General features: G+C 37.6%; 12 protein-coding genes. 3 read left to right on the plus strand and 9 right to left on the minus strand.

Translation table 11 applies throughout. The annotated features are described in order from the left end of the window. The first annotated feature begins 120 nt into the window (after positions 1-120). Positions 121-1,665, plus strand: a complete 1,545-nt coding sequence (locus LV716_RS15450) for a hypothetical protein (RefSeq protein ID WP_163418680.1) — start codon at positions 121-123, stop codon at positions 1,663-1,665. On the opposite strand, the gene LV716_RS15455 is transcribed toward LV716_RS15450, so the two are convergent. Next, a complete protein-coding gene (locus LV716_RS15455) occupies positions 1,666-2,367 on the minus strand; it encodes an RluA family pseudouridine synthase (protein ID WP_163418681.1) in 702 nt (233 codons plus the stop codon). Between the two features lie 26 nt (positions 2,368-2,393). After that, positions 2,394-3,212 carry a 3-methyl-2-oxobutanoate hydroxymethyltransferase gene (gene panB, locus LV716_RS15460; RefSeq protein WP_163418682.1) on the minus strand — a complete coding sequence of 273 codons (819 nt, stop codon included), beginning with the start codon at positions 3,210-3,212 and terminating at the stop codon, positions 2,394-2,396. Positions 3,213-3,283: 71 nt separating this feature from the next. Between panB and LV716_RS15465 the strand changes: the two genes are divergently transcribed. Then, entirely contained in the window at positions 3,284-3,760 is a 477-nt protein-coding gene (locus tag LV716_RS15465; protein WP_163418683.1) for a nuclear transport factor 2 family protein, read from the plus strand. 11 nt (positions 3,761-3,771) lie between these two features. Here LV716_RS15465 and LV716_RS15470 read toward each other — a convergent pair whose 3' ends face one another. The 3 genes from LV716_RS15470 to LV716_RS15480 all read right to left on the minus strand — a co-directional run bounded on the left by LV716_RS15470 (position 3,772) and on the right by LV716_RS15480 (position 6,784). Further along, positions 3,772-4,491, minus strand: a complete 720-nt coding sequence (locus LV716_RS15470; RefSeq protein ID WP_163418684.1) for a DUF6503 family protein — start codon at positions 4,489-4,491, stop codon at positions 3,772-3,774. A 170-nt stretch (positions 4,492-4,661) separates the two neighbouring features. Beyond that, positions 4,662-5,273 (minus strand): DUF6434 domain-containing protein, encoded by a 612-nt coding sequence (locus LV716_RS15475; RefSeq protein WP_163418685.1) that lies wholly within the window; start codon positions 5,271-5,273, stop codon positions 4,662-4,664. Positions 5,274-5,359: 86 nt separating this feature from the next. Then, the gene (locus LV716_RS15480; RefSeq protein ID WP_163418686.1) at positions 5,360-6,784 is read right to left on the minus strand and encodes an L-serine ammonia-lyase; all 1,425 of its coding nucleotides are present in this window, start codon (positions 6,782-6,784) and stop codon (positions 5,360-5,362) included. 276 nt (positions 6,785-7,060) lie between these two features. Here LV716_RS15480 and dnaK point away from each other — a divergent pair, with 276 nt between their 5' ends. Then, positions 7,061-8,980: a molecular chaperone DnaK gene (gene dnaK / locus LV716_RS15485; RefSeq protein ID WP_163418687.1), complete on the plus strand. Its 1,920-nt coding sequence runs from the start codon at positions 7,061-7,063 to the stop codon at positions 8,978-8,980. Between the two features lie 69 nt (positions 8,981-9,049). Here the strand turns inward: dnaK and LV716_RS15490 are convergent, their stop codons facing one another. The 4 genes from LV716_RS15490 to bla all read right to left on the minus strand — a co-directional run bounded on the left by LV716_RS15490 (position 9,050) and on the right by bla (position 13,100). Next, entirely contained in the window at positions 9,050-9,730 is a 681-nt protein-coding gene (locus tag LV716_RS15490) for a response regulator (RefSeq protein WP_233759158.1), read from the minus strand. 634 nt (positions 9,731-10,364) lie between these two features. After that, positions 10,365-11,225, minus strand: coding sequence for a PD40 domain-containing protein (locus tag LV716_RS15495; RefSeq protein ID WP_163418688.1), 861 nt, complete (start codon positions 11,223-11,225; stop codon positions 10,365-10,367). Positions 11,226-11,622: 397 nt separating this feature from the next. Further along, a complete protein-coding gene (rluF, locus tag LV716_RS15500; protein ID WP_163418689.1) occupies positions 11,623-12,348 on the minus strand; it encodes a 23S rRNA pseudouridine(2604) synthase RluF in 726 nt (241 codons plus the stop codon). Positions 12,349-12,368: 20 nt separating this feature from the next. Then, a complete protein-coding gene (gene bla / locus LV716_RS15505) occupies positions 12,369-13,100 on the minus strand; it encodes a subclass B1 metallo-beta-lactamase (protein ID WP_163418690.1) in 732 nt (243 codons plus the stop codon). Between the last annotated feature and the right edge of the window lie 154 nt (positions 13,101-13,254).

The raw sequence follows: 13,254 nt of genomic DNA on the forward strand, positions 1-13,254 counted from the left end.
TACGAAGATAGAATAGGAGTTGGCAAGATCTAAAAAATGATAAAAATCATTACAACGTTAAATTGTATTTCATATTATTTAAAATACTGAAAAACAATACGTTAAATTATATTTTTTACGATGACAAATACCCATAAAGACGCTTTATTTGTTTTAATCAAATCGCTATCAAAATCAGAAAAACGCCAGTTTAAGCTGTATGTAGGTCGTTTGGGTGTAAATACGGATGCAAAATTTTTGGCACTTTTTAATTTGCTCGATAAGATGCGGACCTATCATGAACAGCAGATTTTAGAAAGTGGGATTGTAAAAAAATCACAATTATCTAACTTAAAAGCGCACTTATACAAACAAATATTGGTGAGCTTACGATTGAATCCGGTAAACCAGAATATTAGGGTACAGATACGCGAACAATTGGATTTTGCAACCATTCTTTATCAAAAAGGATTGTACAAACAAAGCTTGAAAATTTTGGACAAGGCAAAGAACTTTGCCATTGAAAATGAGGAGAAGAATGTAGCTTATGAAATTGTAGAGCTCGAAAAAATAATTGAAACCCAATATATTACAAGAAGTATTCCAGATCGCGCGGACGAGCTTTCCGTTCAGGCAAAAGAGCTTTCTGCACATAATGTAATGACCAGTAAACTGTCCAATCTATCCCTTCAATTATATGGGATGATGTTGAAAGTTGGTTATGTGCGCAGTGATGAGGATCTGTTGAGCGTACAGCAATATTTTGATGCCCATCTGCCATCATATGATATAGAAAAGCTTGGGTTCAGAGAGAAATTGTGGCTCTATAAAGCGCATTTATGGTACAGTTTTTTGACCCAAGATTTTTTATCATCGTACCGATATGCAAGTAAATGGGTAGACCTTTTCTATGACAACGAGGAAATGATAGCGTTGAACCCGGTATTCTTTTTGAAGGGCAATCACTATCTTTTAGAGTCGCTCTTTTTTGTAAAGTATAGCTCTCAGTTTAAGGAGACCTTAGAAAGGATGGAGGAACAGGTAAACAGTCCAAAATTCCCCCAAAACGATAATATTACATCATTGGCATTTTTGTACATTAATTCCAATAAACTCAACCAGCATTTTTTGGAAGGTACTTTTGGCAAGGGGTTGTATCTAGTCAATATTATAGAATATGGCATTAAAAAACATAGTGACCGGATCGATGAACACCACATTATGCTCCTGTACTATAAAATTGCCTGTCTGTACTTTGGAAACGGTGACAACAAAAACTGTATCGCTTATTTGAAGAAAATCATCTTGAACAAGAACCTAAAAATGAGGGAAGATCTAATGTGTTTTGCGCGGGTTCTGAGTTTGGTTGCACATTACGAAGCTGGAATGGACTACCATTTGGAAGTACAACTTAAGAGTACCTACAAGTTTCTTTTGAAAATGAATGATTTACATGCCGTTCAAAAGGAGATGATCAAGTTTTTGCGTAGCCTTGGAGATATCTACCCAAATGAGTTAAGAAACGAGTTTCAGAAGTTGTACAATGAGCTGAAAAAATATGAACACCATCCTTACGAGAAAAGAGCCTTCCTTTACTTGGACATTCTTTCTTGGCTGGAAAGCCACTTGCAAAATAAACCTGTAGGTCAGATTATACGGGAAAAAGCATTGGCAATTACACGTTAGTTAGAGACAGTCGTTCCAGATAGAATCATTTGGTGGATCAGCAACTATTTGAACAGCTTCCTTTTTTACAGGATGTTGAAATTCCAGGCTTCTGGCATGTAAATGGATTCCACCATCCCTGTTGCTTCTGTCTGCACCATATTTTAAATCACCTTTTATAAAGCAGCCCATAGTCGCTAATTGCGCCCTTATTTGATGGTGTCTTCCAGTCTTTAAATCAATTTCCAAAAGAAAATAAGTATTGAGCTTTTTAAGGATTCTATATGCCAAAACAGCCTTCTTGCTATCTCGCACCTCTTTTTCATGAGCATAAGATTTGTTTTGTTTTGGATTGCGTACGAGCCAATGCGTTAAAACCCCTTCTTTGGCATCAGGAGCTTTTTTGACTACGGCCCAATATGTCTTTTTGGTTTTCCCTTCCGAAAACAACTTGTTCAATCGAGGTAGTGCTTTAGAGGTTTTGGCAAATAGAACAATGCCGGATGTTGGTCGGTCCAAACGATGGACGACTCCTAGGTACACATTGCCTGGTTTGTTGTATTTTATTTTCAAATATTCTTTTACGACTTCGCTCAGGGGAGTATCACCAGTCTTATCCCCTTGTACTATATCACCAACTTTTTTGTTTATTACAATGAGGTGATTGTCTTCGTAAAGAACATTTAAGTTGGAAGCATCTGAGTGATTTTTCTTTTCTGACAACTGAAAACTGTTAACTGAGAACTATACTAATATTGCTCTTCCTCATTAGGAAAATCCCTGCTTTTTACATCGCCCACATATTGTGAGATGGCACTGCTCATTTCTTCGTAAAGATTCATGTACCTACGCAAAAATCTTGGGTTGAATTCGTGGGTCATGCCAAGCAGGTCATGAACAACGAGCACCTGTCCGTCTACGCCGTTTCCTGCACCAATCCCAATAATGGGAATAGAAACGCTTTTAGCAACTTCTTCAGCCAGGTTTGCCGGTATTTTTTCGAGTACAATGCCAAAACAACCCAGTTTTTCCAACATTTTGGCATCTTCTTTTAGTTTCTGGGCCTCATGTTCTTCTTTGGCCCTCACGGTATAGGTTCCAAACTTATAAATGGATTGGGGAGTAAGTCCCAAATGCCCCATTACAGGGATTCCAGCACCAATAATCCGTTTTACGGATTCTTTGATTTCCGCACCTCCTTCAACCTTAACGGCATGCGCACCACTTTCCTTCATAATCCGAATGGCGGAACGTAGCGCTTCTTTAGAATCACTTTGATAGCTGCCAAAAGGAATATCAACAATAACCAATGCCCGTTTGGCAGCTCTTACTACAGAACTGGCATGATAGATCATTTGGTCCAATGTGATGGGCAAGGTAGTTTCATGGCCTGCTATCACGTTACTTGCAGAATCACCAACTAGGATAACGTCAACATTCGCGGCATCCACGATTTTCGCCATGGAATAGTCGTACGAAGTGAGCATGGATATTTTCTCATCGTGCTGCTTCATTTCTATCAAGGACTTTACCGTGACTCTTTTGTACTCTTTTTTTGCAACTGACATTTTAGTTTGATTTTAAATGCCTAAATGTAAGTAGATTTGTTTAATTTGTGAGACTATCAAACAACAACAAAATGAAATATTCTATCCTTTTTTTTGTATTCATAATTTCTTTTGGCAGTATGCTTGCGCAAGGACCAAACTCTTCGGAATTGGACGAAAAAGCGGTTAAAGCCGTAATCAATACTTTTTTTGAAGGATTTCATAAACAGGATTCCAGTATTATAAAAAGTACAGTAGCGGACAACGTTATTTTACAAACTACGGGTCGCAACGAGGAAGGAAAAACACAATTTAGGAGCTCGGAGTTCTCAAAGTTCCTTGCTTCGATCTGTAGTATTCCTGACAGTATAAAATTTGAAGAGAAATTGACTTCTTTTTCTATTCAAGTAGACAGAACGATGGCCAATGCATGGGTTGGATATGAGTTTTGGTTAAGGGAGGAATTCAGTCATTGCGGTATCAATTCTTTTCAACTTATTAATTTTGATGGTGACTGGAAGATTGTTTATTTGATTGATACCAGGGGTAAAGAAGGATGTTTTGATTGATGATTTCAGTGCTAATTCATTAGTTCTTTAATGACTAAATCCGAACCTGAATAGGTATCATTTTTAAGCTCGTGCCAATGCCGTATTCTTGGAATTTTAATCCCGTCGACTTCGATTATTCCTTCAAAATAAATTCTATCACCTTTTTCGGGCTCGCCCGGGAAAACAATATCCACACCCTTTAAGGTCATGTCCGCTTGGGAAATATATACATTCCAGAATTTTGAGATAATGGCATCTTTGAGTTCAATTTCCACTTTGTAGCAACTTTCATTTTTAAAAATACTATTCGATGTCTGGAGGACATTTCCAATCCTATTTTCCAAGGACATGGGTAATCCATATAGGAGTTTATAGAAGTTTTTGTAACCAATATTTCTTGAAGCATCCAATCTATACTTTTTTATGAGCATAGTATCCGTTTCTACTTTTCCATCCAATAGTACAATACTATTTCCATCGCTTTCAATAATATGCTTTGAAATATGGATCTCTCTGTTTCTAGTCAGTTCAAATGTATTTTTAGCGTTATTCAATTTTAAAATAGAATACCTGTGCGGATTTGAGATTCTAGGTTCTTGAATATGAAAATTTAGAGTAGCTGCCTTCCATTTATCCAAGGAATCGTGAACGGTCATTGCTTTTTCTAGAATTGATCTACCATGAAGTTTAGGTTCTTGTCCATATCCAAACGAAAGCGTAAGTAGTAATCCAAAAATCAATAATCGCATATAAAATCTATTTTATGATTGTTAAATGTATGTTTTTATAAAGGTCGAAATAAAAACTTAACAACTTTTTAATAGTTGATTTTAAAGGACTTATATTCTAGTTAAGTCTTTAGTGAAGTGCTTTTTGTGGTAAATTAGATACCCAAATTAATTTTTATTGATATCAGAATTTACTTGATTGTTTTTTGGTCAAGATTTAAATCGGAACGTTCATATCTCACAAATCCGTCTTCCGTTGGCAGCTGTTTTTTTAACAACCAGTACTTTTTTGCGTCCTTTAAGGTCTTTTCCTGATTGTCTTCCAAAAAATCACGGGTGTATTGGGCATACATATTATTATCGGCTATCTTTCTTTTGAAATTGGGGTTGTCTTTTCGCTTTTCAAGTTCTATCCATTTTTTGACTGCCTCTTCCAACGTTTTGCCTTCGTTGGCTTTGACCCAATCCATAAAATCACTATGGCATTGAAATTTAGCTCCTATCTGACTTTTCATAAAGTTCCTAAAATTAGGTCCGAAGGAAACATTATCAGTGATTTTTGTGTCCAGTGTAAGTTCAGATTTTGCCCAGTGGAATTTAGATGTCGTCTTTTTTCGTTTTGGAAGCGGTTTCACTTTTCCTTTATTATCCAAGGCGAACATGATTCTATCACGTAGCTCAAACTTTCTACCGACTATAGGCAAGCCTGCACGTTTACAGATTTCTACAAGCTCTTCTTTTAACCAGTACCAATTATTGAATTCGGCTCCAGATTTTATGTTTTCGAAATCAGGTCGTTTCATCTAAAACTCCAATGTTTATTGCAATATAGAATCTTCCATTGAAAGTGTACTTATTAAAAAGCTGGTAATGATAAGGAGTGCCAATCTCAACAATCACTAAGGAACACACCCACGGCAAGCCCTCCCTCGGAAGTTTCCTTATATTTTGAGCTCATATCCTTTGCAGTTTCCCACATGGTATTGACTACTTTGTCAAATGGCACTTTTGCATCTTTGGGATCAGTTTCTAGCGCAAGTTCAGCGGCATTGATTGCTTTTATAGCACCCATAGAATTACGTTCAATGCAGGGTACTTGCACTAAACCACCAATAGGATCACAGGTTAAGCCTAGATGATGTTCCATAGCAATCTCTGCAGCTACCAAAACTTGTTCTGGAGTTCCGCCCAATACCTCGGTCAAAGCTCCTGCGGCCATCGCTGAAGAGACTCCAATTTCTGCCTGACAACCACCCATGGCCGCGGAAATTGTTGCTCCTTTTTTGAAGATGCTTCCAATTTCACCGGCTACGAGCAAGAATTTCTTAACATGTTCAAAATCGGCACTATGGTTTTCAATCACCATGTAGTACATTAAAACGGCCGGAATAACACCCGCACTTCCGTTGGTTGGGGCAGTCACCACACGTCCCAAAGAGGCGTTTACTTCATTTACACTAAGGGCAAAACAACTCACCCATTTCAAAATCTGCCTAAACTTGACCTCGGTTTTACGTATGGACTGTAACCATTCTTCCGGATTGGAGTAGGGAACATCCCCTTTTAGTTTTCCGTGCATTTCAAAAGCACGTCTACGTACATGAAGACCGCCCGGGAGTGTGCCCTCGGTATGGCACCCCAGATACATGCATTCCAACATCGTATTCCAAACTCGCTTCAGTTCTGAATCAATTTCGCTGGCCGACCTGAGTGAGAGCTCATTTTCAAGAACTACTTCAGAGATAGGTGTACCTTTTTCATGACAGAAACCGAGCAGTTCCGTACCAGTTTTTATGGGGCACGGAAAAGTTTTGAACACCTCATTTTTTTCTTTGGAAATTGTTCGTTCTTCTTTCACTACAAATCCACCACCAATAGAATAGTACGTTTCAAAAGACGAACTTCCATCATTTAAGATTGCCTCAAATTGAAGCGCATTGGCATGAAAGGGTAAAAACTCTTTTTTAAAGACAATATCTTCTGTAAAACTAAAAGGAATAGTGCGTGTTCCCCCAAAGACAAGTTGCTTTTCAGCCTTTATTTTTTCAATTAATTCCTCTATACTTTCTGTAGGTACCGTTTCAGGGTCACTGCCCAGTAGTCCCATTATGACGGCAATATCCGTAGCATGTCCTTTGCCTGTCAATGATAGGGAGCCATATAAATAAACTTTCACGCCTATTGTCGACTCAAAAACCTCTTGTTCTTTAAGTTCGCTTATCCAGCGCTCAGCTGCCCGCCATGGACCCAAAGTATGGGAGCTAGACGGGCCCACACCGATTTTGAGCATATCAAAAACACTGATACATTCCATTGATTAGATTTCTTTCAAATATAATGCGAGGAGAAATATAAACCACGAAATAGTAAGTTAGAAAAATGAAATGTGAAGTTAGAGGGACGAAATGGGAAGTATGGAGTTAGTAGTAGATGGATTTGAAGTTTCAAAGTTTAGGGTTCAGAGTTATGAGTTAAGTTTCTAACCTCTGACCTCAAAACTGTCACCTTGTCATATTCTTTGGCATGGCATGATCATTGACATTTGTTGTGTGAGAAAAAATAATTTACAACAGATATAACTTTAGATACAATGAGCAAAATAATAGGTATAGACTTGGGTACGACCAACTCCTGCGTTTCCGTTATGGAAGGTAACGAACCCGTCGTAATTCCAAATGCGGAGGGCAAAAGGACTACTCCTTCTGTTATTGCATTTGTAGAAGGCGGTGAGATTAAAGTTGGTGACCCTGCAAAAAGACAGGCAGTCACAAATCCGCATAAAACTATTTACTCCATTAAGAGATTTATGGGGAACAAGTTTTCAGAATCTTCAAAAGAGGCCAATAGGGTTCCTTATAAAGTAGTGAAGGGCGATAATGATACGCCACGTGTGGATATAGATGGACGTTTGTACACTCCCCAAGAATTATCTGCCATGATTCTTCAAAAAATGAAGAAAACAGCAGAGGATTACTTAGGGCAAGATGTTACTAGAGCGGTAGTTACCGTACCTGCATATTTTAACGATTCACAAAGACAAGCCACTAAAGAAGCTGGTGAGATAGCTGGATTGACCGTAGAACGAATCATTAACGAGCCTACTGCTGCATCTTTGGCGTATGGTTTGGATAAGAAAGATACAGACCAAAAAATAGTGGTTTTTGATTTTGGTGGCGGTACGCATGATGTTTCCATCCTGGAATTAGGTGATGGTGTTTTTGAAGTATTGGCAACAGACGGTGATACACACTTGGGAGGTGATGACGTTGACCAAAAAATCATCGATTGGTTGGCAGAAGAGTTCAAGAAGGACGAAAATATGGATTTGCGTGAAGATGCTATGGCATTGCAGCGTTTGCGTGAGGCTGCCGAAAAAGCAAAGATTGAATTATCTTCTTCTGCGCAGACTGAAATCAATTTACCATATGTAACAGCAACTGCTTCTGGACCCAAGCACTTGGTAAGAACTTTGTCAAAAGCCAAGTTTGAACAACTAATAGATGATTTGGTAAAAAGAACGATAGCTCCTTGTGAAACTGCTTTAAAATCTGCTGGACTATCCAAGAGCGATATTGATGAAATTATCCTTGTTGGTGGTTCTACAAGAATTCCTGCGGTTCAAGAAGCTGTTGAAAAATTCTTTGGCAAAAAACCTTCAAAAGGTGTGAATCCTGATGAAGTAGTTGCCGTAGGGGCAGCAATACAGGGGGGTGTTTTGACCGGGGATGTAAAAGATGTCTTGTTATTGGACGTTACCCCACTTTCTTTGGGAATCGAGACAATGGGTAGTGTTTTTACCAAATTGATTGAATCGAATACCACAATCCCAACAAAGAAATCACAGGTATTCTCTACTGCTGCCGACAATCAACCTTCTGTTGAAATTCATGTGTTGCAAGGAGAGCGACCAATGGCTGCTGATAATAAGACAATAGGTAGATTCCATTTAGATGGTATTCCACCAGCACCGAGGGGAACACCTCAAATTGAGGTTACTTTTGATATTGATGCCAATGGTATCATTAAAGTATCGGCCACAGATAAAGCGACAAATAAAACGCAGGATATCCGTATTGAAGCTTCTTCTGGATTGACCGAAGAAGAAATCCAAAAAATGAAAGCTGATGCTGAAGCGAATGCCGAAGCAGATAAAAAGGTGAAGGAAACTGCGGATAAGTTGAATGAGGCTGACGGTATGATTTTCCAAACCGAAAAGCAGCTAAAGGAATTTGGCGATAAATTGTCCGATGATAAGAAAAAGCCAATCGAAGATGCTTTGGAGGAATTGAAGAAGGCTTATGAAACCAAAGACCTAGCGCTGATCGAACCTGCTTTGGAGAAAATCAATGAAGCTTGGAAAGTTGCTTCTGAAGAAATGTACAAAGCCCAGGCAGAAGCGGCGCAAGCTGGGGATGCACCAACAGGAGACCCTACCGCCAATGGTTCAGCAAGTGATAGTGCTTCCGAAGGTGACAATGTTGAAGACGTAGATTTCGAAGAAGTCAAGTAATAGACATTTTACAGGTATATAAAAACCCGCCATTGGCGGGTTTTTTTGTAAATAAGATTCATCTAAAATTTATGCTGCATTCAATTGACGCACCTCCAACTCTTGAAGTTTCTTTAAGGCTTCTGCTTTTGAATTCACGTTGAGTTTCACATAAATATTTTGAATATGGAAGTTCACTGCACTTGGTGTTACAAAAAGCCTATCTGCAATCATCTTGTAGGTATATCCCTGAGTGAGAAGACCAATAATCTGATTTTCCTTTTTTGAGAACCTTTCAAAAGTCTTGATCTGGAACGAATGGATGATTTTCTTGACTACATCATGTTCTAAGGCCACCCCATGTTGGTGTAGCTCCTCTATCGCATTAAAAAATCGGTTTTTGGTCAAGGGTTTGGTCAAAAAACCGTCCGCTCCTTTTTTAAAGGCTTCTTTTATAACTTCAAAATCATTGGTCTGGCTCGTCATTAAGACTTTGGGAGCTTTGTTCAGTTTAGTGAAATACGGAATTCCATCAATTCCGGATATACCATTAAGATTAACTTCAGAAACGACAATATCCGTTTCATTTCTTCTTGAGTGGGATAAAAATTTGTTTACGGATTCATGTATTTCCACTAATTCATAAAGTGATTCGTCGCTAAAATAAAATCGGTAGAGCGGGTGCAATTTTTCATCATCGTCAATAATCGTAATTTTTAAGGTGTTAGCTTTCATGTGTGTTAGATTTGGGTTATCTGATTTTGTCTTCATTTTACCTTAAATTTTGGCAAAACGCATACCGTCTAACATCTCCGCTCAAAAGAAGATAGAGGAAAAGCCATTGTGTTTAAAACTAAAATTTTGAAAACAACAATATGCTTCGCCAATACGCTTAGCGGACATGCTGATGAATAATCCTTTTATGGATTACATCAATAAAAATTTAGAAAAGGTGTGAAGTACTAGAAAGGAGTCCTAGTTTGGGTAGGGGGACTCGATGTTGTACGTGTAATTGTTACTTTTTTCATAGTTTAAGATTTGGAATCTTGTATTATTTCAGAAATTAAATTAGGCTATTTTTTGCTTTGGAAAAACTTTTTGTGGCTTTTTTCGTTCAAATGCACTCTCTGGTTTTTGCCAAAATGAATAGCTTATGGACAAAGTAAGTACCATAAAACCCTAGCAACATACACGTTAGGATAGTATAAAACAAAATAGGATGCCCTTTTAGAGCATCCTATTTTTGTAAAATCGGTCCGAGTGAAATAATACAACCCGCTTCTATGATAAAGTGCAGTTTCCCCCTGTATCTTTTATCATATGTCAACAATATTTAGTGTCTCGTCAATAGACAAAATCAGATTAACCCTCAGGTGTGGACCGATTTATTCTTTGAGTTTATTTTTTATTCATCAAAAGAAGTGCTCGTATACTCGTTCGAAGTTTCGGTATTCAATACTGCTTTAAGATTATCGTCACTATATGCTACCATGGTATCGTCCATAGGCTTTCTTCTATAGGAAATTGTTACTTGCGCAATAGTATGGTTTTGTCCTCTATTGGAAATCACATAGCTTTCTCCCTTTTTGGTGTTAAGCTGTATGGCGTAATCATCTCTACTACTGTTAATGTGACTACCTAGGTTTACAGAGGTGGTAAGACTGTTATAAGATACTTGTGTGGCATAAAGGTCAAGACCTCCAAATCCATCACGTCCTTCTGATGCAAAGAACAGCAGTGTGCCATTATGCAGATTAGGATACAGCTCATCTTCCTTTGTGTTCACTTTGGGGCCAAGGTTTTTGGATACGCCCAGGCTTCCATCAGCTTTAATATCGGCAACGTAGATATCATATTTTCCATAGCTTCCTCTCATGTTAGAGGCAAAGAAAAGACGTTTGCCATCTTCTGAGACGGTAGGGTGTTTTGCAGAAGCGTACTTAGGACACACCTTTAATTTGGTAATATTGCTCCATTCGCCGTTGATTTTTTCAGCGCGATAAACCTCATGTATCATTTCCTTTTTGGAAAATACGCCATACAATGGTTTTTGTTCGCTAGATTGACTAAAATATGCCGTTTTACCATCTTTGGTTACCGACATGGAAGGAACATACCCTTCAAGTGTGGATAAATGTCCACTAGGGTTATTGCTCTCAAGAGCTTCTTTACTTTTCTTAGCTTTTGTCGCATTCTGTGCTTCAACTTGGTTCGTAAAGAACAAACCGATAATTGGAATTAAGATGTAGATTACTGAACGTGTCATAAATGTTAGATTTGGGGGTTAATACATGACAAATTTGCTAAAAGAATTTTGACGATTACTTATGAATTTTTCATAGGTTTTGAGTTTTAACGATAAAAAAATGCATTTCATCGAATATTTTTTATCTATTTAACAAATTAAAAGTCATTAAATTGCCAGTGAACGACATTTTGTGTGTTTTGACCGATATTTTCAGAATATATAGAAATAGGGTATAAACCAGATAATAAAGTACTTATCCTATTGTTTGTTTCCATTACGCTTTCAACTTATGTGTATTTTACAATTTGAAATAAGAATAGTTTTCTAACTAGCTTGAATAGCTATGGCGAAGGATGGCAATTGGTTTAATAAAAGTATTTTAATACTTGGTAGAGTATGGGATATACCTCTGTTTTTATTGGTCATGGGTTTTTGAAGAGGTTGCGACCAGTTTATTTATTTCTTTGAGTTCATTACTGGTCAAGTGTCGCCATTTGCCAATGGGCATGTCCAAATGGACGTTCATGATGCGCACTCGCTTTAACTTCTTTACCCTGTAATCCAAGTATTCACACATCCTACGAATCTGTCTATTCAAACCTTGGGTCAATATAATTTTGAATTGAAGTGGACCCAGTTGTTCCACTTCACATTTTCGGGTTACCGTACCTAAAATGGGTACGCCATTTCGCATTCTCTTTAAAAAATCATTGGTAATTGGTTTGTTTACTGTAACCACATATTCCTTTTCATGATGATTTCTGGCCCTAAGGATTTTATTGACGATATCTCCATCATTGGTCATGAAAATAAGTCCCTCGCTAGGTTTATCAAGCCTTCCTATGGGGAAAATCCGTTTTGGATAATTAATAAAGTCGATAATATTGTCTTTCTCAACCCTAGTATCCGTTGTACAAACAATTCCTATGGGTTTGTTGAACGCTAAATAAACAGGTTTCTCTTTAGGTTCGGAAATTAGTTCTCCATCAACACGTACCTCATCCGTAGGCTTTATCTTGGTGCCCATTTCGGGTATTTTGCCATTAATGGTAATCCTTCCTTGGTCTATCAATTTATCCGCGGCACGTCTAGAGCAGTAGCCAACTTCGCTTAGGTATTTATTGATTCGGGTTTCTTTCATGTATGGTTACGTCCAAAAAGTTACTTTTCATCAAACATCGAAATAGTATAGTCAAGCAAATCTGTACCTCCATATTTTCCATGACCTGGAATTACAAATTTAACATCTGTGAACATACTTTTCACTTTTTGAACGGTTTTTGGCCATTCTTTAAGGTTGCTTTCTTTTATGTAGCCCTTACCAGCTCCCAATGTTTTTATAAGGCAACCACCAAAGAGAACTTTCTCTGTTGGAATATAACCGACAATGTTATCCTTGGTATGTCCTTCTCCCAAAAAGAAACTTTTAACGCTTTCGCTACCAATCTTTGTCGAGAGTTTACCTTGAAAACTATTTTGGGGGACAACTTCGTTCGACTCTTTTGCAAATTCACACGTTAATTGGCTGGCATATGATGGTATTCCTATTTCATGAAATACTTTTAAACCGCCCAAACAGTCTTCATGGGAATGTGTGACGATAACAGCTTCTATTTTTGAGTTAAGATGATTTTTTATCCAGTCAATTAGCTCTTTGGACGCAACATTGGTTACTGGTGTATCATAAACAGCGGTCTCATCAGCATTTTTGAAAATCAGTCCATTACAGCCTACTTTACCATAATCTTCTGTTTCTAAATACGATACATGGATAAATGTTTTTTCGGTAAGCTGTAGTATCTTCAAATCCTCCGATTTATAGACCTCTTTCGCGGATTGGGCATTGATGCTTTTATATAGAAGTAATAAAATAAATAATAGTTTATGTCTCATGACTGATTTTATTATGAGATGTTCGAGAATTTGATTGCAGGCGTAATATAATGAGATTAATGATAATGCTTTGGTCTAAAACTTATAGATTTAAACAAATTGAAAGGTATGTATTAAAGAACCCGCTATACTTTATCTTATTGAAAATAAAGTC

It is taken from the genome of Flagellimonas sp. HMM57, assembly GCF_021390175.1.
In the GTDB taxonomy this organism is placed as follows: domain Bacteria; phylum Bacteroidota; class Bacteroidia; order Flavobacteriales; family Flavobacteriaceae; genus Flagellimonas.

What these genes read in the sequence shown, in the direction of transcription:
- dnaK (WP_163418687.1), top strand. Translation starts at nt 7,061, where the DNA reads ATGAGCAAAATAATAGGTATAGACTTGGGTACGACCAACTCCTGCGTT.
- rluF (WP_163418689.1), bottom strand. Translation starts at nt 12,348, where the DNA reads ATGAAAGAAACCCGAATCAATAAATACCTAAGCGAAGTTGGCTACTGC.
- LV716_RS15495 (WP_163418688.1), bottom strand. Translation starts at nt 11,225, where the DNA reads ATGACACGTTCAGTAATCTACATCTTAATTCCAATTATCGGTTTGTTC.
- LV716_RS15475 (WP_163418685.1), bottom strand. Translation starts at nt 5,273, where the DNA reads ATGAAACGACCTGATTTCGAAAACATAAAATCTGGAGCCGAATTCAAT.
- LV716_RS15490 (WP_233759158.1), bottom strand. Translation starts at nt 9,730, where the DNA reads ATGAAGACAAAATCAGATAACCCAAATCTAACACACATGAAAGCTAAC.
- LV716_RS15480 (WP_163418686.1), bottom strand. Translation starts at nt 6,784, where the DNA reads ATGGAATGTATCAGTGTTTTTGATATGCTCAAAATCGGTGTGGGCCCG.
- panB (WP_163418682.1), bottom strand. Translation starts at nt 3,212, where the DNA reads ATGTCAGTTGCAAAAAAAGAGTACAAAAGAGTCACGGTAAAGTCCTTG.
- LV716_RS15470 (WP_163418684.1), bottom strand. Translation starts at nt 4,491, where the DNA reads ATGCGATTATTGATTTTTGGATTACTACTTACGCTTTCGTTTGGATAT.
- bla (WP_163418690.1), bottom strand. Translation starts at nt 13,100, where the DNA reads ATGAGACATAAACTATTATTTATTTTATTACTTCTATATAAAAGCATC.
- LV716_RS15465 (WP_163418683.1), top strand. Translation starts at nt 3,284, where the DNA reads ATGAAATATTCTATCCTTTTTTTTGTATTCATAATTTCTTTTGGCAGT.
- LV716_RS15450 (WP_163418680.1), top strand. Translation starts at nt 121, where the DNA reads ATGACAAATACCCATAAAGACGCTTTATTTGTTTTAATCAAATCGCTA.